Here is a 21,433-nt window from a genome sequence, read left to right on the forward strand (position 1 = left end):
AGGCGGTAGGAAACAGGACTCAGAAGGTCGTCTTGACGGTCAGGTACAGCGCGCCACGGTCTTCGGTGGTGGCGCCACCACCGGAGAAGGAGGCGTAGCCGCCGCCGTAGCAGGTGTAATCCTGTTCGCCGTCCAGGGCATTGGGGGTGCTGCCGTCGGTCTGGCCGTCCTTGCAGGCCTTGGTCTCACCGAAGCTGTCGACGTACTTGAGGTCGACGAAGTACTGGTTGTAGATCGCAGCGCTCAAGCCCACCGCGTAATTGCCGGTGTTTTCGGCGCCGCCGCCTTGCACCGGGGAGACACCGTCCAGGCCGACGTTGACCGACAACGGCATGCTCAGGTCCATGCCCGGCAACACCTGGTACCAGGTGGGGGTGAAGTTGACGGCGATACCCCAGTTGTCGCGGGTCGCCTTGTCGATGCCGCGGTAGCTGCCCTTGCCTTTGTACAAAGCCTCGTTGTGGCCATCGAGCTTGAGCAGGTTGCTGTAGAACAGCTCACCCAGCAGGGTTGCCGAGTCGAACAGCGGCGTGTCACCCATCGTCATCAGGCCGTTGACGGTGAAATGCAGGGTGTCGCCAGTGGCGCTCAGGCTGTCACCATCCTTGGGTACGTCGTAGACCACCCCGCTGCTGGGCAGGCGCGACGGCAGTAAACCGAAGCCACCACCCAGGCCACCTTGGCCGGGGGCACTGACGATTGCCGGGATACTCGCCAACGGCATGTTGTGGCGGATGTTGAGGTCGCTGCCGACGCTGATGCCGGCCACATCCTTGGACAGGCTCAGGCCATAGATGTCGATGTTGTCGGCGTAGGCGAACTGGTAAGTGGTGCTTTGCAGCGAGTTGTACAGGTTACCAACCGCCCCTTGGCGGCTGCCCGGCGGGTTGCCGAAAGGGCCAGTGGCCACGGTCATGCCGCGCGCATCAAGCCAGGCCTGGGGCAGAATCTCGGACGTCTTGCGGTAGTAGAAACCGAGGGTGCCGCCCAGCCATTGCGGCGACCACCTGGCCATGATGCCCCAGTCGCCGCTCTTGCCGGGCGTCAGGTCATGACCGCGGCGGATGGTGGTCAGCGCTCCGCGCACCGGGATCAAGCCCGGGGTGCCGGTGTGGCCGAGCAGGAAGCTCTGCGCGCCCTCGCCTACCACATCGGCGCCGCCATAGTAGGTACCCGCTTCGGGCAAGCGGGCAGCATCCCAGTCGAAGAAGTACTGCGCCCCCAGGGTGAGTTCGGAGTTGACCAGGAACGAGGTCGACAACTGGTTGCGGGGGACGAACAGCTCCTTGGCCTCGGTGCCTGGCGAGGCCGCCAGCTTGGCCAGGTCCAGGCCGGACTGGCCATAGCTCAGCGAATGCACGGGGTTGAGCAGGGTTTCCCCCCAGAACAGGTTGTGCTGGCCCAGCTTGGCACTGACCTGCGACGCTTCGCCGACGTCACGGCTCATGAATACGAACGCATCCAGCACTTCGCCCGATGGGCCGTTGTAGTATCGCTGGGCGTAGTTGCTCAGGTGCGGGCTGCCCAGGGGTGTGCCAGTACCCGGCAGGCCATTGAGGCTGGGGCTGATGCCCGACTGATCACCGTTGCCATTGACGAACGGGTTGCTGTTGGAGCCGGTGTTGTCGTAGGCCTTGTCGTACCAGCTGGCAGTGCTGACGCGAAAACCGGTGTTGCCCTGATACACCACATCCAGCTCGGTCAGCAGGTCGACCCGGTTTGTGATGTTGGTGCCGGCCTTGCGGAAGTTGTAGTCACCGTCGTTGCTGTTGGGCGTGCCCAGCATGCGCTTGTCGGCGCTTTCTGTGCGCACGCCATAATTGTATTTGACGGTATTGTCGAAGCGCACGGCCCAGTCTTCATTGCCGGTCTCGACTTCGACGGCCTGGGCGGCGGGCAGCGTGAGCAGGGCGACGGCGCAGGCGAGCAGGCAGCGCTGTGGCTTCACGGCATGGTGAATGCGGTGTTCTGGCATTACGATGGCTCCACGTATTGTTATTGTTTTTTACGCCGCCCGTCTGTTGCGGGCGTGGCTGGGGCGTCCATGCGTTACTACAGGGTTTCGGCGTCCAGACGGCGGATCAGGGCCTCGGCCAACGGCCAGGGGCCGAAACCGGAAGCCGGGTTGAGATGGCCGACGGCGCCCAGGTTGACCAGCTCACTGCCCCAATGGCGGGCAAGTTCGCTAACGGCGGCGTAGCTGGCCAGGTGGTCATTGCTACTGGCCGCGACAATGCTCGGGAACGGCAGCGCCGTGGTTGGCAACGGCGACCAGCCCTGGGCGGCCAGGCTGGCCGGGGTTGGGTAGTGCGCCGGCCACTGGGCGTCGAGGTCTGGCGGGGCAGCCAGCAACGCCCCCTTGATCGGCCACCGGTAACGCGCGGCCCAGTGGGCGACCATCAGAACGCCGGCACTGTGTGCCACCAGCAGCACCTGGCCGTCGATCTGCTCCAGTTCGCGCTGGATCGCCTCGACCCGGGCGTTGCAGCAAAGGCCGTCAACCTTCAGCGGCGGTACGCTGCGCACCTTCGCCAGGCGGCTGGCAAGCAGCGTCTGCCAATGATCGGCGACGTGGTCGCGCAGGCCAGGGACGATCAACACGGTGGCAGTGGTTTGCAGTTTTTCCACGGTGAACCTCGTGTGCGGTGTAGCTGTTGAGGTTCACAGTAAACAGCCCTCCCCCCGGGTGCTTCACATTGGGCGTCAGGTACTTTTCATTTGATGACAATGGCCCGAACAGGGCTTTGCTTTTCAATTGATGACACGCAGGCTATAAAACCCGTGCACCTGCAAGCCGAGTGCTTTTTGTCGCAACAGCCTTGTGCTGCTGCCTGAAAGCGCCAGGTTGCCTGAACAATAGGGATAACAATAAAAATGCCTGCCCTCGTCCGCGCCGCCAGCTTGACCAACTACCTGGAAGTGTCCCGCCACCTGGGCCTCAATCCCCACACACTGCTGGCGCAGGTGGGCCTCAGCGCGGCGTTGCTCGACGACCCCAACCGGCGTATCCCGGTGGCCAGCGTGATCAACCTGCTGGAAGCTTCCGCCAGCGCCAGCCACTGCGAGAGCTTCGGCTTGCGCATGGCCGAACTGCGCCAGTTGTCGGACTTCGGCGAAATCAGCCTGCTGCTCAGCCACCAACGCAACCTGCGCGATGCGCTGCAGGTGATCGTGCAGTACCGCCACCTGCTCAATGACGCGCTGGCCATTCATATCGAAGAAGCTGGCAAGACCGTGGTCATTCGCGAAGAGGTGATCAGCGAGCGCGCGCCCTGTAGCCGCCAGGCCACCGAGCTGGCTATCGGCGTGATGATGCGCTTGTGCGCGGCGCTGCTCGGCACGCACTGGCACCCGATCAGCGCCAATTTCACCCATGCGGCCCCTGCCGACCCCGCCATTCACCGGCGCATTTTCGGCTGCACGCTGGTGTTTGGCAGCGAGTTCAACGGCATCGTCTGCCCTGCCGCCGACCTCGACAGTGCCAGCCCGCTGGCCAACGAAGCCATGGCCCGCCTGGCCCGGCGCTACCTGGACACGCTGCCGGCAGGCAGCGAGCCATCGCTGGAGCTGGAGCTGCGCAAGACCATCTACCTGCTGCTACCCATGGGTCGGGCCACCCTCGAGCAAGTGGCGCAAACCCAGGGCATGAACGTACGCACCCTGCAGCGGCGGCTGGAAGACAGCGGCTTGACCTTCAAGGACCTGATCAACAGCGTGCGACGTGACCTGGTGATGCGCTACCTGGAGAACCCCAGCTATTCGCTGGGTCGCATTGCCGATATGCTCGGTTACTCGATGCCCAGTTCGTTCACCCGCTGGTTCATCGCCCAGTACGGCATGCCGCCGGCCAGCTGGCGGGCACGCAGTGTCAGCCCTGCTCCCCAGGCCCGTCACCATCGAGGGTGATGAACACCGCATCACCCTCCTGCTGCACCGGGTAGCTGGCAACTTTCAACGCCTTGGAATTGACCAGGTAGCCGCTGGCCAGGTCGAAACGCAGGCCGTGGGCACAGCACTGGATCACCCGCCCTTCCAGGCGCCCGCCACACAGCGACGCCCCTTGGTGCGGGCAGCTATCGTCGATGGCATAGAGCGCACCGGCGACATTGAACAACGCTACGCTGCGGCCCTCGCAGGCCAGCAGCACCCGGCCATTGCGCTCCGGCAGCTGGCTGGGGTTCAGGGCGATACGCAGGCTCATGCCTGCACCCTCTCTGACAAGGCGTCGGTCATCGCGGCAAACAGCGCCTCGGCTGGCCGCACCCCGGCAATCAGAGGGCCCAGGTTGAAGCGATAACGTGGCACGGCACTGCCTGCACGCCCTGCACCGTCGAGGAACGGGCTGCCATCATCACGCAGACAATCGATTACCTGCGCGGCCTTTAGCCCGCAACTCTCGGCGATGCCGAGCAACGTGCGGCTATCGCCGAGGTCGCGGCCTTGGTGGAAATAGGCAATGAACAGCCGCTCCAGCAACGCTTGCTGTTGCGACGCGCCAAGCAGACTGCCGGCCCGCTGCATCAACCGGTGGGCGTTGCCGGTGTTTGGCATGCGGCAGATGCGCGAGAAGTCGATATCCTCCCCCACCACGCGGGCAGCGGCGCGCACCTGAGCCTGGCGCTCGCGCACTGCCTGCTCGCTGCCCAGGCGTTGAAGGTAGAACTGTTTGAGGGGTACCCCATTGGCTGGCAGCCCCGGCAGCAACTGCACGCCCTGCCTGTGAACCTGCACTTGCACGTGTGGCTGCTCACGCTGCAACAGCAACAACGCAGCCTGCAAGTGCCGCTGGCCAATCAGGCACCAGGGGCAGACGAAATCGAAGAGCACCTCGATGGACAATTGCTGTTTCACAGTTTCAACTCCTGGCGCGCAGACGATCCATGTCGCGGTGGTAGTGACGTTTGGCAACCAAGAACACAGCCGCCGCTGCAATGCTTGTCAGTGGCACCAACTGCAGCGCCGCCTGAAGCCCGATCAGGTCAGACACCCGACCGGTGATCAGCGGCCCGGTGGCCAGGCCCAGCAGGTTGTTGGCCAAGGTCAGGGTGGCGAATGCCGTGCCATGCACAGCAGCGTGGGTAAGGTTGGCGACCATGGCACTGGACGGGCCATTGGTGCCGGCGGCTATCATCATGCCCAGGCAGATCAGCACCAGTTGCGCGGTACCGGCAGGCAACGCAAAGGCTATGCTCAGCAGCGCGCAACTGCCCAGGCAATAGCCGATGGCCAGGCTGATCTTGCGGTCCGGGCGTTGCCGCCCAAGGCGATCGCAGAGCATGGCGCAGAGAATCATGCCGATACCACTGCACAGCACGATGACGGCGGCGATCGCCCCCGCGCGGTCGGTGCCCATGGCGTAATAGCGGTTCAGGTAGCTGGGCATCCACACGATCAGGGTGCCGCCGACAAACAACTGCAGGCCACTGCCGACATAGGCGGCGATGACCGAACGGCTGCTGTACAGGGTGCGCAGCGGGTGGCTGGCCTTGTCCAGCGCCTGCTGCGCGCACTTGGGGGCAATGCGCCCCTCTTTGACGATGACTGGGTAGAGCATCGCCAGCACCAGGCCGAACAATGCCATGCCGGCGAATGCCCAGCGCCAGCCCAGGTGCTGGGCCAACACCCCGCCCAAGGCCATGCCCAGCACCGAGCCGAACATGCCGCCCGCCATGAACGCCCCGGCCAGCGTCGAGCGCATGTCGCGGGGGAATACCGCGACCACCACGGCAATGCCGACACTGCCATAGGCGGCCTCGCCGACCCCGACTAGGAAGCGTGCAATGAACATTTGCGAATAGTTTTCCGCCAGGCCACAGCCGAGCGTGGCCAGGCTCCACAGCACGGCCATCAGCACCAGGCTGCGTACCCTGCCGAAACGGTCGGCCAGCAGCGACAACGGGAAGGTCAGCAGCCCGACCATCAGCGCGACGATGCCGCTGAGCAAGCCCAACTGGCTGTCGCTCAATGCCCATTCGCCCTTGAGCAGCGGAAACACCGCATTGAGCACCTGGCGCGACATGTAGTCGGAGATCAACAGGCCGAAGGTCAAGGCGAAGACGACCCAGGCATAGCGCCGGGGGATGCTGTTGGCAGTGTCGGTGCCGGAGTCTTCGGCGCTGACGAGATAGGTGGCCATGTTGCCTCCTTGGGTGTGAAGCGTGGGTGTCGTTTTTGTTGTTATGGGTAACCGCCAGAACTCACGTTGCGTTTTGTGGCCTCTTCGCGGCGACGCACGCGAAGAGGCCGGGCCTGCCATAACCGCATCAAGTGCGCTGCGGCACGCCCTTCTCACCCGCCTGGCGGTTCGGCGCCATGCCATTGGCTTTCAGCGTTTGCTCGACACTGTCGTACTGTTGCCCGATGCGGTAAATGGCGCGGGCCTCCTTGCCGCTGGCAATCTCGCGACCCAACTCATGGGCCACGCGCACGGTCTGCTGGACCTGCTGCACCGAGGTGAAGCGTTTGCCGTGCTGGTCGATGATGGTGTCTTCATTGCCGCAGCGCGGGTGCAGGCCCATGGCCAGCGCCATGGTGTTGAACGGCAGCACGTTCTTGAGCAACGATTCGGCAGTCAGGGTGCAGCCGTCCGGCGCGCGGTGGATGAAGTTGAAGAAGTTGAACGGGTTGGGGCCGTCGAAACCGCCGCCAATACCGATCCAGGTCAGGTTCAGCGGCCCCATGTAGTCACCCCGGCGCACGATGCGTTCGAGGGTTTCCAGGGCATGCATGCCGGTCAGCTGGAAATGCGGCTGGATATGGCTGGCCTGCAGGCGGCGCAAGTGCTCGCGGACCCAGGCCGGGCCGGCCGGCACGGTCATTTCGCTGTAGGCGGCATGGATTGCGGGGCTGGCCAGCGAGGTGCCTTCAAGGTACTCGGGGTACAGCAACTCCATGATATTCATCTGCGTGGTGTTGATGGCCACGGTCACCTGGTCGGGGCGTGGCGTCAGCTCGGCAAGCATGTGCCGGGTGTCATCCGACAGCCATTTGGCCGCCTCGCCTTCACCTTCCGGGGCGAAGGAAATCGAACCACCAACTTGAATGATCATGTCCGGCACAGCTTCACGTACCCCGGCGATCAGCTCGTTGAACTTGGACAGGCGCTTGGAGCCTTTGCCGTCCAGCTCACGCACATGCAAGTGCAGCACGGTGGCGCCTGCCTCGTAGCAGTCGACGGCCTTCTGCACCTGCTCGTCCATGGTCAGCGGAATGTCTTCAGGGAAGTCTTCGGGCATCCACTCCGGGCCATAAGGGGCGACGGTGATGACCACCTTTTCCATGTTTTCCGGGTGCAACGAATCGTCGAAGAATTGCATGCTGTAGTCCTCGCTATTGTTATTGTGCGGTTACCGCCAGTGACGGCGGCAGGCTTAGAACGTGCGGCTGCCCTTGATCCCGGCACGCTCCATCTTGCGATGGCATGGCGGGTAGTCCATGACCGCGTAATGCTGGGTGCTGCGGTTGTCCCAGATCGCCACGCTGTTGGGCTTCCAGCGCCAGCGCACCTGGTATTCGGGCAGGTAGGCCTGGCTGATCAGGTAACGCAGCAGGTCGCCGGCACCGGGGTTCGCATCCTGGCCGAAACGCACCCGCTGCGGGGTGTGGTAGTTGCTGAAGTGGGTGGTGAAGGCGTTGACGAACAGCACCTGCTCGCCCGTTTCCGGGTGGGTGCGTACGACCGGGTGCTCGGCGTCGGGGAACTGCGCCTTGAGTGCCAGCCGTTTGTCCAGCGGCATTGCAGCGCCGAAGCTGGCCTCGATGCTGTGGCGAGCGCGTAGGTCTTCGATTCTGGCCTTTACATCGTTTGGCAGGTTTTCATAGGCCAGTACCATGTTTGCCCACAGGGTATCGCCGCCTACCGGAGGGCATTCCACACAGCGCAGCACACACCCCATGGGCGGCGCCTCACGCCAGGTGGCATCGGTGTGCCAGGCATTTTCATAGCGGTCGTTGGGCTGGTCCGGGCGCTTGTAGATCTGCACCAGCCCCGGGTGCTCCGGGTCGCTCCCGGCCACCGGGTGGTCCTCCAGCTCGCCGAAGCGGCGGGCGAAGGCCACATGCTCGGCACGGCTGAAGTGCTGGTCGCGCAGGAACAGCACACGGTGCTGGAGCAACTGCTGACGCAACTGGGCGAACAGTTCGTCGTCGTGAATCGCATCGGCCAGGTTGACGCCACTCACCTCGGCACCGATCGCGCAGGTCAGTTGTTCGATGTGCATGCTGTTGCCCTCTTCAGATGACGAAGATCGACGAGCCCGTGGTTTTGCGGGCTTCCAGGTCACGGTGGGCCTGTACCGCGTCCTGCAGGGCGTAGTGCTGATTGATTTCGATACGAATGCGCCCGCTGCTGACGTGGTCGAACAATTCGCCGGCCAGGTCAGCCTTTTCTGCCGGATCGGCGATGAAGTCGGCCAGTGCCGGGCGGGTAAGCTGCAACGAGCCCTTGATGGCCAGCAACTGCGGGTCGAACGGCGGGATGCTGCCCGACGCCGTGCCGACGCAAACCATCAGCCCACGACGCTTGAGCGAATCGAGCGAGCCGGTGAAGGTGGTCTTGCCGACACTGTCGAACACGACGTTCACCCCTACTCCGTCGGTCAGTTCGCGTACGCGGCTGGCGACGTCTTCGACGCTGTAGTTGATGATGTGGTTGCAGCCATGGGCGCGGGCCACCTCGGCCTTGGCCTCGGTGGAGACCGTGCCGATCACGTTCAGCCCAAGCAGCCGCGCCCACTGCGCGACAATCAGGCCCACCCCGCCAGCAGCCGCATGCAGCAGCACGCTGTCACCGGGTTTGAAGTCATACAGCCGGCGTAACAGGTAGGCCGAGGTCAGGCCACGCATGGTCATGGCGGCAGCAGTCTCGAAGGCAATGGTTTCCGGCAGCTTGATCAGCGCCGCTGCGGGGATCAGGCGCTCGGTGCAATAGGCACCCAGGGTATTGAGGAAACCGGTATAGGTGACCCGGTCACCGACCACCACCTGGGTCACGCCTTCGCCCACCGCCTCCACCACCCCGGCAGCTTCCACGCCGATGCCATTGGGCAGCGTGATCGGGTAAGTGCCGTTGCGAAAGTAGGTGTCAGCATAGTTCAGGCCCACCGCCACCTGGCGCAAACGTACCTGCCCAGGGCCGGGCTCGCCAACCTCGGCGTCCTCGTAGCGCAAAACCTCGGGGCCACCGGTCTGATGGAAACGTACCACTTTGGACATGCTTGTCTCTCCAATCATCGATCTGGACGTCAGGCGTCAGTGCTGGTGATTGGACTGTATGCCCTTGGCTTGCGGGGTGCTTCGCATCGGACGACAGCGGGTTTTCATTTGATGACAGCACGTGTCGACCCACCGGCGTTCGGACCAGCGCCTTTATTCATGAGGCTGCTTGATGGTTACCTCTTGCGAGACTAATACTTAAATCTCTGCCTGGGGAGGCACGAAAAATGCAACCAAGATTCGTTATCGTTCCCGCTGTGCCGATCGAAAAGGAATCGTTCCGCGTTGGCAGCCGCTACTACGCCGCGACCGTGTGTGGAGGGTTCGACATTTATGACAATCAGGCAAAGGAGCGGCTCAAGCCGAGCTATCCGAGCCGGATGGAGGCGCAGGTGAAGTGCGAGCATTTGAACAAGCGGGATGAGTTGGGGTAACTGCAGGCGATCGGGGCGGCACAACCCGCTCGGGTCACTGATTCAATCCAGGCATTGCCTGGCAGCCTGGCGTAACTTGTCGCCAGACAGAAAGCTGCCCTTGTAGAAGGTCGCACGGCTGCCCTCGCGAGCGTCGACCACGTCAAGCACATCGTCGCTTGCCACGGCGCTTGGCGCCGTCAGCCGGTAGCCGTGGGCTATCGACTTCTGCGTGGCCTGTGGCGCCAGCGCCTGCCATTTTGGCAGGACACAGGCGACGTACTGCTGCGGCGATTTTTTGGTCAGTTGGCTGGCAGTGGGTTTGCCGGGGGTTGCGCAACCGGCGAGGCTGGCAACCAACACAGTAGCGATAAAAATACGAAAGTCAGGCATTTGCAATCGGCCGTTATGGATAGGCTGCATTTTAACGGGGGTGACGCCGCGTTACTAATCAACCAAAGTCTTGCTGCAGGACGTCGCCCAAGCGGGATTCGTGCAGCGCACCTGATATTTCTGCCAGTAGCAAGGTCCCGCTGCAACAGTGAAACTGCCCACGGCACATCACACCACGACTCGGCAGGGGCTTCAGACCATGCAAACCAACGCCAACCACACTCAGTTCTTCTATCAGAATGGCAAACTCGTCACCCTTAAAACCGGTGAACAAGGCCGTAGCATCTTTCGCTCGCCGGACGTACCACTTGCCGAGCGACAATCAGACGACACCGACGCCGGCGGATTGCTGGCAACTGACGACAAGGGTTCGGTGCTGCAGGTACAGCAGAAAAGCTGAAGTCCTCATGATGCTCCGGCCCCATTGCGAACCAAACGCGGGCTCAAGGCTTGGCTCCTCTGTACAACACGATGGCTGCTATATCCAGGGCCAACACACTGCCGACAATCACGAACATGATGTACAGATCTTCAGAGAGCATTGCCGTATCCCCCAGATGCACCGGTTTAAAAAGGGGTAAGCAAATACTGATCCAGTCAGTGCATCAGGAATGCGAGCTGAGACTCAGCTGAACTTCAACTTGACCACTTTGCTCAGCGCCCAGCCACTGAAGACATAGAACGCATCCAGGTAGAAACGCCCTGCATAGTTGGGCAACGGTGATTGATTCAACAGCACATCCGGCTCGGGCGCGGGAGGAAACAGTGCATAAAAGCCGTTGGGCAGAACGGCCAGTACCAGCAATAACAGGTAAGTCGAGGCTTGTAGCAGGGTGGCACGTTTACTGGATCTGGCGGACCACTTCAGCCCGTAGTAGGCAACCAGGCCGGCAACAGGCAAAACCCAGAAATGCGTCGGAATCCCAATGAACATTTCGGCAACTACGCTTCTTGCTTCCACCTGCGACTCTCCATCCAAATACAACGATTATTACGGGCGGGGCCGGCAAATGCAAAGCAACGCTGCTCAGGCCATACCGGCTCCACCCGCCATTCTTGAACGTTGCCGGGCAGGCGATGGGCAGACAAAAAGCCCGCTCTCGACGGCGGGCTATTGGTGTGGGGGTTGGATGATTACGCTTTTGAACACATCAGTGCAGCATCCAGCAACCTGCCATGGTCGTACCAGGCATCACGTTGATAGGCCGTGAAGTGGCGCTCGCTTCCCGTGCCCCGCAACTCTACAAGACCCTCTGCCTTGTCGGGGTCAGTGCTTTCGACGAAAAGCCTGACCGCGTTATCACCCTCGACTTCATAGGTTTTCACATTACCTTGTAGCTCGCCTTTGACGCAGCCCAGATAAGCGGGTGGGCTTTTCACGGTAGTGCCAGCGGTATAATCGTGGCTGTCACGCACATCAGGGTTTTGTGCGCAGCCTGCGACGAACAGCGAGGCTGCCCCGATTACCAGTATTGCACCTGCCAGCGATCTTGAGTTTTTCACGCGACACGCTCCTGCAGCCCCATCGAAAACTGGGAAATGTTGCCAAGCAGCCTGCCCTTTTTTGGTTTTTGTCCTGCCCATGTTACTGCTCAACGACAACAGGGCATCAGGTTTGTTTGCTATATAGGGTTCGGGGCGTTTCCCTCACGCCCTGCCTTGCCCCCGATTACGAGTAAGGCCTGCCCCATAACCGGGGTCAGGGGATGGCATTGAGAAACACATATGTCGCCGCCAGATCCAGTACCAGCACAGCAACCACGCTGAAAATCATGTAATAGCGGTCATCCTGAGTCATTTCTGCGTACTCCGCATGATCAATGTCTCAGGGGTCACAGCAATTCCCGTTCCAGCGCCCTGATGCAGCCCGCTGACACTGCGCCAGCCCAACCGCGCAATCGCGCAGTCAGTCCTTGATCTGGCATACGCCATTGGCTTTGTTCTTACCGGTATACGAGACGTCAGGCGAGCCGTCCGGGTTGATCGACAACGATACCGTTACCCCGCCACCTTTGGCCTCGAAATAGTTGTCATTGAATTTCTTCAGCGTGGCTTCCTTGCCGTTGATGTAAACAGGCCCACCTTTATCGGCATGGACCTCGATATTGCCGGGGCATGTTGCGTTCAACAGCGGAATACCGGCGTGGGCAGCGCCCGATGCGGCAAGCAACAGGCCTAGTAACAAACGCTTCATTTGCAGTGTCCTCGTGGGGTTGTCGGGGTGCGCGCGTTAAAGCAGTCCTGCGATGACGAAGAGGCTCATCGCTCGTTCGAGATGGTAGGCAAGCACATGCAGGGTCATCTCGCTACGCATTTTTTTTCATCCCGTGCATCCAGTACACCCGTTGGCGGGTATTGCTAGTGGGCGGCCTTTGACTGCCCGGCCCAATGACTTTCAGGAGCACTGCAAATGAACTTCAAATACTCCGCCTGCCTGCTTGCCTGCAGCCTCGCCCTTGCGCTGCCGCCCGCCCTCGCCCAGACCGCGCTGCCAGACGCAGTCAAAGTCCCTGATGGCCATCGCGTCCTGCTCGAAACCGTCGGCGTCGGCGAGATCACCTACGAGTGCCGCGACAAGGCCAACACCCCCGGTCAGACCGAATGGACTTTCGTCGGCCCCAAGGCAGTGCTCAATGACCGTACCGGTAAACAGGTGGGCGACTACTTTGGCCCACCCGCTACCTGGCAGGCCAAGGATGGCTCGAAGGTCACCGGCACCCAGCTGGCAGTGGCACCGGCGGACAAAGGCGCCATCCCCTATCAACTGGTCAAGGCCAACCCGGCCGAAGGCAAAGGCGCCATGCAGGGGGTCAGCTATATCCAGCGCCTGGCTACCCGCGGCGGTGTGGCGCCGTCAGTCGACTGCACGGCGCAGAACAAAGGTGCCAGGCAGGTCGTCCAGTACCAGGCTGACTATGTGTTCTGGACAGCCAAGTGACACGCACCTGACCCTACGCCCTGCGAGTGATGATCTACGCTCGATGGCAAGCCCCCCGGCTGGATGGCCGGGGTACTTGCCTTTCACAAGGAAGCCACACACGTTGAACTCGCCGGCCGCCCCCTTCGACTTCCACCGCTGCCTGTTAGCCTGTGCACAGGGTGACCGGCGGGCCCTGCAGGCGCTCTACGATCACGAAGGCGCGCGCCTGCTGGGCGTTGCCCGGCGTATCGCACGTGATGACGCCACCGCAGAAGACATCGTCCACGATGCGATCATCCGCATCTGGACCCGCGCAGCCAGCTACGACCCGGCGCGCGGCTCGGCTCGAGGCTGGATCTACAGCATTACCCGCCACCTGGCGCTGAACTCGATACGCGATACCCGCCGTGAAACTGTACTGACCGATGCCGACACCGAAACTGCGTCAACATTGCGCGGGAGGGTTGATGACCTTGACCTCTGGTCCGGCTCAGCAAAGATTTACCGCTGCCTTGAACAACTGCAGCCCGCACCGCAACGCTGCATCCTGCACGCCTACGTGGACGGCTGCAGCCACGCCGAGATAGCCGGTTTATTGGGTGCGCCACTGGGCACTGTCAAGGCCTGGATCAAACGCAGCCTCAAAGCGCTACGGGAGTGTCTGGAATGAAGCCCGATTCTGCCGAAGAACTGGACAGCCTCGCCGGGGAATACGTGCTGGGGACCTTGTCGCCGGAGCAATATGCCGCAACGGCCGAACGCCTGCGTACCGACCCCGAGCTTCGCGCCGCCGTGGATGCCTGGGAGGCCCGGCTGCTGGAGCTGACCGCGCTGTCTACCCCGCAGCCCCCTAGCCCCCGCCTGTGGCGCCGCATCCAGCGCAGCCTCGATGAGCTACCCGCACCGCGCACGCAGGCTCGCTGGTGGCAACGCCTCGGCCTGTGGCAAGGGCTCAGCGCCGCAGGGCTGGCGGCAAGCCTGCTGCTGGCGTTTACCTTGCTGACCACGCCCCCCTCAACCACGGAATACCTGGTGGTGCTGGTGGCGCCGAACAGCCAGGCCCCCGGCTGGGTGGTGCAGGCCAGCGACAGCCACATGATCGAACTGCTGCCGCTGGGTAAGGACAAGGTCCCCGACGGCATGGCCCTGCAGTTCTGGACCAAGGCCGAGCAATGGCGTGCTCCGGTTTCGCTTGGCCTGGTCAAACCGGGCGAACCCTATCGAGTTCCGCTGGAAAGTTTGCCACCCCTGGAGGCCAATCAACTGTTCGAGCTGACGCTGGAGAAAGCCGGTGGCTCGCCGACCGGGCTGCCGACAGGGCCGGTGAAGTTCATTGGTCGCGCGGTGAAAGTGATATGACACGACAGGGCCGCAGAACGCGACTGCGGCCTTCGCAAGCTGGACCTATGGTCAGGCGCGGATCACCTCAAGGCGATCCCGCCCAGCCTCTGTGATGGCGTTCTCTCCTTCATCGCTGATGCGATAACGTCCTGACACCATTTTGGTAATTGAGAACCGGACCAGCCCGCTTTGGGACAAGGCTTGGCCTGCTTCGAAGCTCATTGCCTGCTCCAGGTCGAAGATCTTGATTTCTCCGATTTTGTAGCGTGCAAACGCGACCAAGGCGTTATCCAGTTCTTGTTGACTGATCGTTGTAGCGACGTCCATTCGACCTCCCAGGTCATGAGAGCCCCGGTCCGTGGGGTTGGAGGCAACGAACCGGGTGGCTTGTTGAAGGCGGACCGTACTATGCAGTCACGGAAGTCGCTACTGGCTTTCCATCCATGCTGGATGGGTAGGCAGCACGACACCCGCCACACCTACGGTCACTTCAGGCGCCGTCGCCGCATGCCCCGCGCCACCTGCTTCGCGGGTAGACGCGCTCGGAGATCCGCCCCCTGCGCCCTGCTCAGACCATGCTCATCGCCGCGCGCAGCGCCAGCAGGTAGGTTTCGACACCAAACCCGCAGATCTGCCCGCGCACCACCTCGGCAAATACCGAGTGATGGCGGAATGGCTCCCTGGCATGAATGTTGGACATGTGCACTTCAACCACCGGCACTTCGATAATGGCCAACGCATCACGAATGCCGTAGCTGTAATGGGTCCAGGCACCGGCATTGATCAGCACGGCATCCACCCGGTCCTCATAGGCCTGATGGATGCGCTCGCACATGGCGCCCTCGAAGTTGCTCTGGAAGCTCTCGACCTGCGCCCCCAGCTCCTCGCCCAGGGCCTGCAACGCCTGGTCGATGTCGGCCAGGGTCGCTGTGCCGTACTGGCGCGGGTCGCGCTTGCCGAACATGTTGTGGTTGATGCCATGCAGCATCAGTACATTGGCGACCATCGACCTACTCCAGGGGAATCGTCAGCTGATCGATCACCGCACGTGTGTCGGGCCGCACCCCGCGCCACCAGGCGAACGCCTCGGCGGCCTGCTCCACCAGCATGCCGACGCCATCGGCCAGGCGCGCCTGGCCCTGCTCGCGAGCCAGGCGCAGGAAAGGCGTGAGGCCTTTGCCATAGGCCAGCTCGTAGGCCAGGGCCGCCTCACCCAGCACATCAGCCGGCAGTGGCGGCAAGTCCGCGGTCAGGCTCGCCGAGGTGGCGTTGACCACGATGTCGAACGATTGCCCTTCCAGCGCTTCGTAGCGGCTGATGCGCAGACGCGGGTGATCGAGCTCGTTACGCAGCGCCAGCGCCTTGGCCATGTCCCGGTTGGCGATCACCAGCTCGCGAGGCCCCGCCTGCAGGAACGGCAGCAATGCCCCGCGCACCGCGCCGCCAGCGCCCAGCAGCAGCACACGGCGGTTGCGCAGCGGCTCGCCAAGGTTCTCCTCGATGTCCCGCAGCAAACCGATGCCATCGAAGTTCTCGGCGACGATGCGGCCATCCTCGAACTTCAGCGCATTGGCCGCCCGTGCCAATTGCGCCCGCTCACTGCGCCGGTCGGCCAGCTCGAAGGCACGCAGCTTGAACGGGGCGGTGATGTTCATGCCCTTCCCGCCTTCGCTACGAAACTGCAGTACCTGGGCTTCGAAGTCGTCCAGCGAGCCTTCGATAGCTCCGTATTCCAGCTGCTGGTTGCTGGCCTGGGCGAACAGGCCATGAATCAGCGGGGACTTGGTGTGGTTGATCGGTCGGCCGATCACTGCGTAGCGGTCGCTCATCGTGCATCTCCGTGGGTAAACAACACGCCATCCGCCTGCAAGGCAGTGATTTCTTCAGGGCTGAAGCCAAGCCCGGCGGCCACTTCGGCGTTATGCTGGCCAAGGTCCGGGGCTACTTGGTGAATCGTGGTATCGCAGTCGGAAAAGCGGAACGGCAGGTTGGCCAGGCGCAGCGTGCCGTAGCGTGGGTGCTGCTGCTCGATGACCATGTTGCGTGCCTGGATCTGCGGGTCGGCCAGCACTTCGTCGATGCGTTGGACCTTGGCACTGGGGATGTCGATGGCATCGAGCAACGCGAGGATCTCGGCCACCCGACGCGCGCCGACCCAGTCGCGGACCACCGCCAGGATCGCCTCGCGGTGGGCGTTGCGGCCGTTGAGGCTGTGGTAGCGGCGGTCGCTGCCGAACCCGGGCGGGCCGCCGTTGGCTTCGAGCATGACCGCGAAGCGCTGCCAGGCATCATCGACCTGGGCGGCGATCACCAGGTCGCCGTCGGTGGCGCGGAACACGCCGTACAGGGTCGAGGTGGGCATGTCGTGGCCGGTCTGCTGGGGCAACACAGTGCCACCGGACAGCGTGTAACACTGCACCGCGTATTCGTGCATCGACACCAGAGTGTCGTACAGCGCCATGTCGATGTGCTGGCCACGGCCACTGCTCACCCGACCGAGCAGCGCGGCATTGATCGCCGCCACCGCGTGGATGCCGGTGTACATGTCGCCCAGGGAAATACGCAGCAGCGGCGGTGCCTCGCCCGGCACGCCAACCATCTGCATGATCCCGCTCTTGGCCTCGGCGATCAGGCCGAAGCCGGCGCGGTGGGCGTCCGGCCCGGTATGGCCGTAGGCGGAAATCGAGCAGTACACCAGGCGCGGGTTGCGCGCCGACAGCTCGGCGTAGCCCAGGCCCAGCTTGTCCAGGGCGCCGGGGCGGTAGTTCTCGATGAACACGTCGGCCGAATCGGTCAGGCGCTGCATGAACGCCTTGCCGCGCGGGTCCTTCATGTTGACGCTGACGCCCTGCTTGCCCATGTTCAGCTGCAGGAAATAGCCGCTCTGCTGGTCGTCCAGGGTGAACGCATGCTGGCGGCCAGCGTCGCCGCTACCCGGCCGCTCGACCTTGATCACCTCTGCGCCGAGCGCCGCCAGGCAACGGCCGACATAGGGGCCGGCGAGGAAGTGGCTGTAGTCAATGACGCGGATACCCGCCAATGGCAATGCCTGGTTCATGCTGCTGCCCTCCGCGGCACCATCAACCGGTGCTCGCCACGTTGCACGACTTCACCGTGCTGGTTGATCAGCTCCGAAGGCAGCACCACGATGCCCCAGCCAGGTCGGCTGTTGCTCGGACGCATCGCCCCCACCCGCATACGTACGTGGAGCACGTCGTTGACCTTGATCGGCAGCACGAAGTCCCAGGTCCAGCCCAGCGACATACCCGGCACGAAGCGGTACTCGCACTGGGTCTTCAGGCCATCGGCGATCGACAGCCCGAACAGGCCGTGGGCGACCAGGCAGCCAAAGTGGCTGGCGTTGGCGTAGGCCTCATCGACATGCACCGGGGTGTGGTCGCCGGTGAGGTCGGCGTAGGCCAGGATGCGTTCGCGGGTCACGGTGTAGGTCGGGCTGATGCACTCATCGCCTTCGCGGGCATCGTCCCAGTACTTTTCAATCACGCTCATGCCTGCACCTCCGCGCGCGGGTCGATGGCCAGTGCCTGGGCTACGCATTTGGCCGGCAGCGCCTGGATGAACTCCACCGCCAGGCCATCAGGCAGGCGCAGCCAGTTGCGGCCCTGGGGCATCTCACTGACGCCAAAGCGTTGGGCGGCGGCCAGCGCCGCTTCCAGGTCTTCGCACATGATGCCCAGGTGCGCCAGGCGCCCTTCCGGGCCAGCGAAGTCCGGCTGGTGAATGAACTGCAGGCCGCCGAGTGTCCAGTACTGCGCCGGTTGCTCGACGTCACCCTGCACTTCACGCATGGTCATGCCGCACACCTCGCTGAAAAAGCGGATATGCCACTGAATGTCCTGCACCCAGAACGCCACGTGTTCGAGGTAGGCTTTTGGCTGGCTCATGGGGTTTCTCCCTTCTGGTGATCGGCCATGGCGCGCTCGATACCCTTGATGCAGGCCACCAGGGTCGCGTTGACCGGCGTGGCCACGCCATGGCGCTGGCCCCAGCGCACGACGGAGCCGTTGATGAAGTCGATTTCGGTGATCGAGTTTTTTTCCAGGCTCTGCAGCATCGAGGTGCGGAAGCTCGCCGGCAGGCCTTCGGCGGCCAGTGACCAGGCAGCCTCGGGGCTGGTCAGGCTCAAGCGGATGCCGGCGCGCTCGGCCACGGCGATGGCCTCGGCCACGGCGGCCTTGGCGGTGCTTTCCAGCAGCGGCTCGCTGTACAGCTGGCCGTAGCTGAGCCTGGTGATGCCGCTCAACGCACCGGTGGCGACGTTGACCAGCAGCTTGTCCCACATGGTGCCGAGGATGTTGTCGCTGACCGTGGTGGCCAGCCCGGCATTGTTGAACGCTTCGGCGATGGCCTGCACGCGGGGCGTCAGCTGGCCGTCGAGCTCGCCGATGAAAGTCTGTTTGCCGGCCACACCGGCGCGGATCGAGCCCGGTGCGAGGAGCACGCCGCCGACATAGGTCTTGCCAGCCAGCACCCGCTCGCGACCCACCACTTCGGCCAGGATGTCCTCGTGGCCGAGCCCGTTCTGCAGCGACAGCACCAGCGTCTGTGGGCCTATCAGCGCGAGGGCACCGGCGATGGCCTCGGCAGTGTGAAACGACTTCACCAGCACCACCACCAAATCGGTCACGCCAACGTCTTCGGCTTCGATGGCCGCGTTGACCGGTATATAGCGCTCGCCCCGTTCGTCCTGCACCCGCAGCCCATGCTGGTTCATCGCCTCGACATGCGCGCGGCCACGGTTCAGCAGCCAGGTTTCATGCCCTGCCTCGCTCAGGGCCGCGCCGATGGCGCAACCCAGTGCACCGGCGCCCAGAATGCAGATTTTCACGTCGCAGACCTCCTGTGATTTGCGATCACCTTATGCAGCGGGGTTTATTTGCGCTATACAATGGCCTCAATACGGCTATTGAGAATTTCAATAATGACTGCCCTGGAGGCCCTGCCCGAACCCAAGCTGCTGCAGCTGTTCGACGTGCTGTACCAATGCCGCAACGTGACCCGTGCCGCCGAACAGCTGGGGCAGAGCCAGCCGACCATCAGCATCTGGCTGGCGCGCCTGCGCGAGCAGTTGAACGACCCGCTGTTCGTGCGCACGCCGGGCGGCATGGCCCCTACCCCGCGCGCCGATCAGCTGATAGGGCCGTGCCGCGAGGTGCTGGAATCGCTGCGCCGGCTGACCGCCTGGGAGCCGCAGTTCATCGCCGCCACAGCGCAGCGGCGTTTTCGCCTGTGTGTCAGCGATGCCAGCCACATCACCTTGCTGCCCAGCATCCTCAACCATCTGCGCAGCCATGCGCCGGGCATCCGCCTGGAGGCGGCGCGGATCGACGGCAATACCGAGAGCGCGCTGGAATCGGGCGAAGCGGACCTGGCCATCGGCTTCGTGCCCTGGCTGGGCGGGGGGATGTATCAGCAGGTGCTGTTCGAGCAGGACTGGGTGTGCCTGAGCAACCCGCAGCATCCGCGCCTGGGCGATGGCATGAGCCTGGAGCGGTATCGGGCCGAGGGGCATGTGCAGATCAGTTTCGGCACCGGGCAGAAGCTGCTGGAAGCAGGATTGGCGCGGGCCGGGATCGAACGGCGGATCATGCTCGAGCTGCCAGCGTTTCTCGGGTTGGGGAAGATAATCGGGACTACCGACCTACTGGGCACCTTGCCGCGGCATATCGGGCAGACACTGGCCGATATGCATGGGCTACAGGTGCATGACTGCCCGTTCGAAGTGGAGGGATTCACGGTCAAACAGCATTGGCATGCCCGCTATCATCAGGACAATGGAAATCGATGGTTGAGGGAGGTCGTTCGCGGATTGTTTCAGTGAGCCAGCCAAGCATGACCCCGTTTCGACTTGGATAGCTGATGTGATTCAGGCCATCCGCCATGGCCGCAAGCCCATCTTCGGGAGGGACATAGATCAGTCACGGATCCCGGATAAATCCGCTTCTGCAACCGCGCGCGCAACTGCCGATCGGGCAGAGCAGTTGTCTTGCGACTAGCTTTACCTCGGACACTGAAATCTCCGTTCAAAGCTCAACCAGGTAAAGGTTCGTTATGACTAGAATAATCGAGCTGACGATCACCGACGGTTACCTCAATCCGTTTGCCTCGCCAGACAACCCCAAGTTAAGCCCCGAACTGGCGGACTATCTGTCAGATAGCGCCTGGTACCACCCCGAACTGTGCCTGCACATCCGTTGCCCGGAAGACGAGCGAGAACGCCTGCAGCAAGCGATCAAAAATACCTTTGCGCAAAAGAGGGAACAGCTCGGAGGGGATATTCGCACCCAACGGCTGGTGGCGCTGACACTCTTGGGCTTGGCGCTAGCCTTGGTGCTGGCAGGCACAGCGCTGGGCATTGAAGGCACCATCCCGGTGGGCGTTGTTACTGTCACCGCGTGGATGCTGCTCTGGCGTAGCGCAGAGATATTTTTTCTGGATATCCGCAGCATTAAACGGCAGCAGCGTAAGTACCAACGCATTGCCAGCGCATCAAAGCAGTTTGTGCCTTAGTTCTGGCGGGCTGAAAATCCGACTTTTCAACTCCTATGTCTTCGCAACCACCGGCGATTCAGTCAATGACCTTGCACGACCTGATCCGGTTGCGTGCCCATACTCGCGAGAAAAACATCGGTATCCCGATTGGTCCGCAGGCAGACCACGCGACAGCCCGACGGGGCCGTCGCCACGAATCGCTTCATCGCCTCCCGAGACGAGGTTTTCGTCCGCCACATGAACCTGAAAAACTCCGGCAGGTTGGCCAGCAGTTCCGGGCAGTTTTCCGGCAAGTCAGGCCGGGATCGACCGCGGTTCAACATTGTTCTGCGGAGCACGCGCCAGAATCGGAGCGGCGCCGAGCGATCAATCCATATCAACATGTCAGCGCGGGCCAGCCGGTTGTTCCATGTGGTCGAATGCCCGCCTTCGAAGATCCAGCGCTCACGGGCCTCGATCTCATGACAAAGACGCGTCTTCTCGTCGCGGCTCCGCTCGACCCACCCTGGCTGCCAATGAATCGTGTCGATATGCACGACCGGCAAGCCTGTGCGCTCGCCAAGCTTGCGCGCCAGGGTACTTTTCCCAGACCCTGGCTGACCAATGATCATCACCCGTTGCATTGAAGCTCCCTCTCGCC

Annotated in this window: 28 protein-coding genes; 8 read left to right on the forward strand and 20 right to left on the reverse strand. The window is 62.8% G+C overall.

The window, feature by feature from the left end; all coding sequences use genetic code 11:
- Positions 1–19 precede the first annotated feature (19 nt).
- Positions 20–1,975, reverse strand: a complete 1,956-nt coding sequence (locus tag N5D53_RS08600; protein ID WP_279840189.1) for a DUF1302 domain-containing protein — start codon at positions 1,973–1,975, stop codon at positions 20–22.
- Between the two features lie 77 nt (positions 1,976–2,052).
- Entirely contained in the window at positions 2,053–2,628 is a 576-nt protein-coding gene (locus tag N5D53_RS08605; RefSeq protein ID WP_064490589.1) for an alpha/beta hydrolase, read from the reverse strand.
- A 246-nt stretch (positions 2,629–2,874) separates the two neighbouring features.
- On the opposite strand from N5D53_RS08605, the gene N5D53_RS08610 reads away from it, so the two are divergent.
- A complete protein-coding gene (locus tag N5D53_RS08610) occupies positions 2,875–3,906 on the forward strand; it encodes an AraC family transcriptional regulator (RefSeq protein ID WP_064490590.1) in 1,032 nt (343 codons plus the stop codon).
- Here the strand turns inward: N5D53_RS08610 and N5D53_RS08615 are convergent.
- The 6 genes from N5D53_RS08615 to N5D53_RS08640 form a co-directional block, all read right to left on the reverse strand.
- Positions 3,869–4,201, reverse strand: coding sequence for a Rieske 2Fe-2S domain-containing protein (locus tag N5D53_RS08615; RefSeq protein WP_020191133.1), 333 nt, complete (start codon positions 4,199–4,201; stop codon positions 3,869–3,871). The two genes, N5D53_RS08610 and N5D53_RS08615, sit on opposite strands and share 38 nt — an antisense overlap.
- Entirely contained in the window at positions 4,198–4,851 is a 654-nt protein-coding gene (locus N5D53_RS08620) for a DsbA family protein (protein WP_064490591.1), read from the reverse strand. The genes N5D53_RS08615 and N5D53_RS08620 overlap by 4 nt, the downstream gene beginning before the upstream one ends.
- A 4-nt stretch (positions 4,852–4,855) precedes the next feature.
- Positions 4,856–6,136, reverse strand: a complete 1,281-nt coding sequence (locus N5D53_RS08625) for an MFS transporter (RefSeq protein ID WP_064490592.1) — start codon at positions 6,134–6,136, stop codon at positions 4,856–4,858.
- 127 nt (positions 6,137–6,263) lie between these two features.
- Positions 6,264–7,316 (reverse strand): 3-keto-5-aminohexanoate cleavage protein, encoded by a 1,053-nt coding sequence (locus tag N5D53_RS08630; RefSeq protein WP_020191130.1) that lies wholly within the window; start codon positions 7,314–7,316, stop codon positions 6,264–6,266.
- 54 nt (positions 7,317–7,370) lie between these two features.
- Positions 7,371–8,219 (reverse strand): TauD/TfdA family dioxygenase, encoded by an 849-nt coding sequence (locus tag N5D53_RS08635; RefSeq protein ID WP_012052451.1) that lies wholly within the window; start codon positions 8,217–8,219, stop codon positions 7,371–7,373.
- A 13-nt stretch (positions 8,220–8,232) separates the two neighbouring features.
- Positions 8,233–9,213: a quinone oxidoreductase gene (locus tag N5D53_RS08640; protein ID WP_019438486.1), complete on the reverse strand. Its 981-nt coding sequence runs from the start codon at positions 9,211–9,213 to the stop codon at positions 8,233–8,235.
- 227 nt (positions 9,214–9,440) lie between these two features.
- Between N5D53_RS08640 and N5D53_RS08645 the strand changes: the two genes are divergently transcribed.
- Positions 9,441–9,647, forward strand: coding sequence for a hypothetical protein (locus tag N5D53_RS08645; protein ID WP_020191128.1), 207 nt, complete (start codon positions 9,441–9,443; stop codon positions 9,645–9,647).
- 42 nt (positions 9,648–9,689) lie between these two features.
- On the opposite strand, the gene N5D53_RS08650 is transcribed toward N5D53_RS08645, so the two are convergent.
- Positions 9,690–10,049 (reverse strand): hypothetical protein, encoded by a 360-nt coding sequence (locus N5D53_RS08650; protein ID WP_064490594.1) that lies wholly within the window; start codon positions 10,047–10,049, stop codon positions 9,690–9,692.
- Between the two features lie 169 nt (positions 10,050–10,218).
- On the opposite strand from N5D53_RS08650, the gene N5D53_RS08655 reads away from it, so the two are divergent.
- Positions 10,219–10,419 (forward strand): hypothetical protein, encoded by a 201-nt coding sequence (locus N5D53_RS08655; protein ID WP_020191126.1) that lies wholly within the window; start codon positions 10,219–10,221, stop codon positions 10,417–10,419.
- 225 nt (positions 10,420–10,644) lie between these two features.
- Here the strand turns inward: N5D53_RS08655 and N5D53_RS08660 are convergent, their stop codons facing one another.
- From N5D53_RS08660 to N5D53_RS08670, 3 genes are all read right to left on the reverse strand, one after another.
- Entirely contained in the window at positions 10,645–10,953 is a 309-nt protein-coding gene (locus tag N5D53_RS08660; protein ID WP_064490595.1) for a hypothetical protein, read from the reverse strand.
- Between the two features lie 200 nt (positions 10,954–11,153).
- A complete protein-coding gene (locus N5D53_RS08665) occupies positions 11,154–11,522 on the reverse strand; it encodes a hypothetical protein (RefSeq protein ID WP_010953909.1) in 369 nt (122 codons plus the stop codon).
- A 403-nt stretch (positions 11,523–11,925) separates the two neighbouring features.
- Positions 11,926–12,213, reverse strand: a complete 288-nt coding sequence (locus tag N5D53_RS08670; RefSeq protein WP_012052457.1) for a hypothetical protein — start codon at positions 12,211–12,213, stop codon at positions 11,926–11,928.
- A 216-nt stretch (positions 12,214–12,429) separates the two neighbouring features.
- Between N5D53_RS08670 and N5D53_RS08675 the strand changes: the two genes are divergently transcribed.
- From N5D53_RS08675 to N5D53_RS08685, 3 genes are all read left to right on the forward strand, one after another.
- Positions 12,430–12,957: a DUF3455 domain-containing protein gene (locus tag N5D53_RS08675; protein ID WP_064490596.1), complete on the forward strand. Its 528-nt coding sequence runs from the start codon at positions 12,430–12,432 to the stop codon at positions 12,955–12,957.
- A gap of 103 nt (positions 12,958–13,060) precedes the next feature.
- Positions 13,061–13,609 (forward strand): sigma-70 family RNA polymerase sigma factor, encoded by a 549-nt coding sequence (locus tag N5D53_RS08680; RefSeq protein ID WP_064490597.1) that lies wholly within the window; start codon positions 13,061–13,063, stop codon positions 13,607–13,609.
- Positions 13,606–14,298, forward strand: coding sequence for an anti-sigma factor (locus N5D53_RS08685; protein WP_279840190.1), 693 nt, complete (start codon positions 13,606–13,608; stop codon positions 14,296–14,298). The genes N5D53_RS08680 and N5D53_RS08685 overlap by 4 nt, the downstream gene beginning before the upstream one ends.
- A 51-nt stretch (positions 14,299–14,349) precedes the next feature.
- Here the strand turns inward: N5D53_RS08685 and N5D53_RS08690 are convergent, their stop codons facing one another.
- The 7 genes from N5D53_RS08690 to N5D53_RS08720 all read right to left on the reverse strand — a co-directional run bounded on the left by N5D53_RS08690 (position 14,350) and on the right by N5D53_RS08720 (position 19,129).
- Positions 14,350–14,607, reverse strand: a complete 258-nt coding sequence (locus N5D53_RS08690) for a hypothetical protein (RefSeq protein ID WP_014591103.1) — start codon at positions 14,605–14,607, stop codon at positions 14,350–14,352.
- A 241-nt stretch (positions 14,608–14,848) separates the two neighbouring features.
- Positions 14,849–15,286, reverse strand: a complete 438-nt coding sequence (gene aroQ / locus N5D53_RS08695) for a type II 3-dehydroquinate dehydratase (RefSeq protein ID WP_010953903.1) — start codon at positions 15,284–15,286, stop codon at positions 14,849–14,851.
- 4 nt (positions 15,287–15,290) lie between these two features.
- A complete protein-coding gene (gene aroE, locus N5D53_RS08700) occupies positions 15,291–16,109 on the reverse strand; it encodes a shikimate dehydrogenase (RefSeq protein ID WP_064490599.1) in 819 nt (272 codons plus the stop codon).
- Positions 16,106–17,338, reverse strand: coding sequence for a CoA transferase (locus tag N5D53_RS08705; RefSeq protein ID WP_064490600.1), 1,233 nt, complete (start codon positions 17,336–17,338; stop codon positions 16,106–16,108). Before N5D53_RS08705 ends, aroE begins: the two co-directional genes overlap by 4 nt.
- The gene (locus tag N5D53_RS08710) at positions 17,335–17,790 is read right to left on the reverse strand and encodes a MaoC family dehydratase (protein ID WP_060537967.1); all 456 of its coding nucleotides are present in this window, start codon (positions 17,788–17,790) and stop codon (positions 17,335–17,337) included. The genes N5D53_RS08705 and N5D53_RS08710 overlap by 4 nt, the downstream gene beginning before the upstream one ends.
- Positions 17,787–18,185, reverse strand: a complete 399-nt coding sequence (locus tag N5D53_RS08715; RefSeq protein ID WP_010953899.1) for a glyoxalase/bleomycin resistance/dioxygenase family protein — start codon at positions 18,183–18,185, stop codon at positions 17,787–17,789. The genes N5D53_RS08710 and N5D53_RS08715 overlap by 4 nt, the downstream gene beginning before the upstream one ends.
- Entirely contained in the window at positions 18,182–19,129 is a 948-nt protein-coding gene (locus N5D53_RS08720) for a ketopantoate reductase family protein (protein WP_020190223.1), read from the reverse strand. Before N5D53_RS08720 ends, N5D53_RS08715 begins: the two co-directional genes overlap by 4 nt.
- Positions 19,130–19,222: 93 nt before the next feature.
- Here N5D53_RS08720 and N5D53_RS08725 point away from each other — a divergent pair, with 93 nt between their 5' ends.
- Together N5D53_RS08725 and N5D53_RS08730 are read left to right on the forward strand one after the other, a co-directional pair.
- Positions 19,223–20,122, forward strand: coding sequence for a LysR family transcriptional regulator (locus N5D53_RS08725; RefSeq protein WP_064490601.1), 900 nt, complete (start codon positions 19,223–19,225; stop codon positions 20,120–20,122).
- A 230-nt stretch (positions 20,123–20,352) separates the two neighbouring features.
- The gene (locus tag N5D53_RS08730) at positions 20,353–20,811 is read left to right on the forward strand and encodes a hypothetical protein (protein WP_274145253.1); all 459 of its coding nucleotides are present in this window, start codon (positions 20,353–20,355) and stop codon (positions 20,809–20,811) included.
- Between the two features lie 62 nt (positions 20,812–20,873).
- On the opposite strand, the gene N5D53_RS08735 is transcribed toward N5D53_RS08730, so the two are convergent.
- The gene (locus N5D53_RS08735) at positions 20,874–21,416 is read right to left on the reverse strand and encodes an AAA family ATPase (RefSeq protein ID WP_020190221.1); all 543 of its coding nucleotides are present in this window, start codon (positions 21,414–21,416) and stop codon (positions 20,874–20,876) included.
- Positions 21,417–21,433: the final 17 nt, after the last annotated feature.

Source organism: Pseudomonas sp. GD03862, from assembly GCF_029840855.1.
GTDB lineage: Bacteria > Pseudomonadota > Gammaproteobacteria > Pseudomonadales > Pseudomonadaceae > Aquipseudomonas > Aquipseudomonas alloputida.

Bases quoted from the DNA above. Each gene is read 5' to 3' on its own strand.
- N5D53_RS08675 (WP_064490596.1), top strand. From the start codon at position 12,430: ATGAACTTCAAATACTCCGCCTGCCTGCTTGCCTGCAGCCTCGCCCTT.
- N5D53_RS08725 (WP_064490601.1), top strand. From the start codon at position 19,223: ATGACTGCCCTGGAGGCCCTGCCCGAACCCAAGCTGCTGCAGCTGTTC.
- N5D53_RS08660 (WP_064490595.1), bottom strand. From the start codon at position 10,953: ATGTTCATTGGGATTCCGACGCATTTCTGGGTTTTGCCTGTTGCCGGC.
- N5D53_RS08690 (WP_014591103.1), bottom strand. From the start codon at position 14,607: ATGGACGTCGCTACAACGATCAGTCAACAAGAACTGGATAACGCCTTG.
- N5D53_RS08650 (WP_064490594.1), bottom strand. From the start codon at position 10,049: ATGCAGCCTATCCATAACGGCCGATTGCAAATGCCTGACTTTCGTATT.
- N5D53_RS08685 (WP_279840190.1), top strand. From the start codon at position 13,606: ATGAAGCCCGATTCTGCCGAAGAACTGGACAGCCTCGCCGGGGAATAC.
- N5D53_RS08600 (WP_279840189.1), bottom strand. From the start codon at position 1,975: ATGCCAGAACACCGCATTCACCATGCCGTGAAGCCACAGCGCTGCCTG.
- N5D53_RS08640 (WP_019438486.1), bottom strand. From the start codon at position 9,213: ATGTCCAAAGTGGTACGTTTCCATCAGACCGGTGGCCCCGAGGTTTTG.
- N5D53_RS08730 (WP_274145253.1), top strand. From the start codon at position 20,353: ATGACTAGAATAATCGAGCTGACGATCACCGACGGTTACCTCAATCCG.
- aroE (WP_064490599.1), bottom strand. From the start codon at position 16,109: ATGAGCGACCGCTACGCAGTGATCGGCCGACCGATCAACCACACCAAG.
- aroQ (WP_010953903.1), bottom strand. From the start codon at position 15,286: ATGGTCGCCAATGTACTGATGCTGCATGGCATCAACCACAACATGTTC.
- N5D53_RS08655 (WP_020191126.1), top strand. From the start codon at position 10,219: ATGCAAACCAACGCCAACCACACTCAGTTCTTCTATCAGAATGGCAAA.
- N5D53_RS08630 (WP_020191130.1), bottom strand. From the start codon at position 7,316: ATGCAATTCTTCGACGATTCGTTGCACCCGGAAAACATGGAAAAGGTG.
- N5D53_RS08645 (WP_020191128.1), top strand. From the start codon at position 9,441: ATGCAACCAAGATTCGTTATCGTTCCCGCTGTGCCGATCGAAAAGGAA.
- N5D53_RS08615 (WP_020191133.1), bottom strand. From the start codon at position 4,201: ATGAGCCTGCGTATCGCCCTGAACCCCAGCCAGCTGCCGGAGCGCAAT.
- N5D53_RS08625 (WP_064490592.1), bottom strand. From the start codon at position 6,136: ATGGCCACCTATCTCGTCAGCGCCGAAGACTCCGGCACCGACACTGCC.
- N5D53_RS08670 (WP_012052457.1), bottom strand. From the start codon at position 12,213: ATGAAGCGTTTGTTACTAGGCCTGTTGCTTGCCGCATCGGGCGCTGCC.
- N5D53_RS08705 (WP_064490600.1), bottom strand. From the start codon at position 17,338: ATGAACCAGGCATTGCCATTGGCGGGTATCCGCGTCATTGACTACAGC.
- N5D53_RS08710 (WP_060537967.1), bottom strand. From the start codon at position 17,790: ATGAGCGTGATTGAAAAGTACTGGGACGATGCCCGCGAAGGCGATGAG.
- N5D53_RS08735 (WP_020190221.1), bottom strand. From the start codon at position 21,416: ATGCAACGGGTGATGATCATTGGTCAGCCAGGGTCTGGGAAAAGTACC.
- N5D53_RS08715 (WP_010953899.1), bottom strand. From the start codon at position 18,185: ATGAGCCAGCCAAAAGCCTACCTCGAACACGTGGCGTTCTGGGTGCAG.
- N5D53_RS08635 (WP_012052451.1), bottom strand. From the start codon at position 8,219: ATGCACATCGAACAACTGACCTGCGCGATCGGTGCCGAGGTGAGTGGC.
- N5D53_RS08610 (WP_064490590.1), top strand. From the start codon at position 2,875: ATGCCTGCCCTCGTCCGCGCCGCCAGCTTGACCAACTACCTGGAAGTG.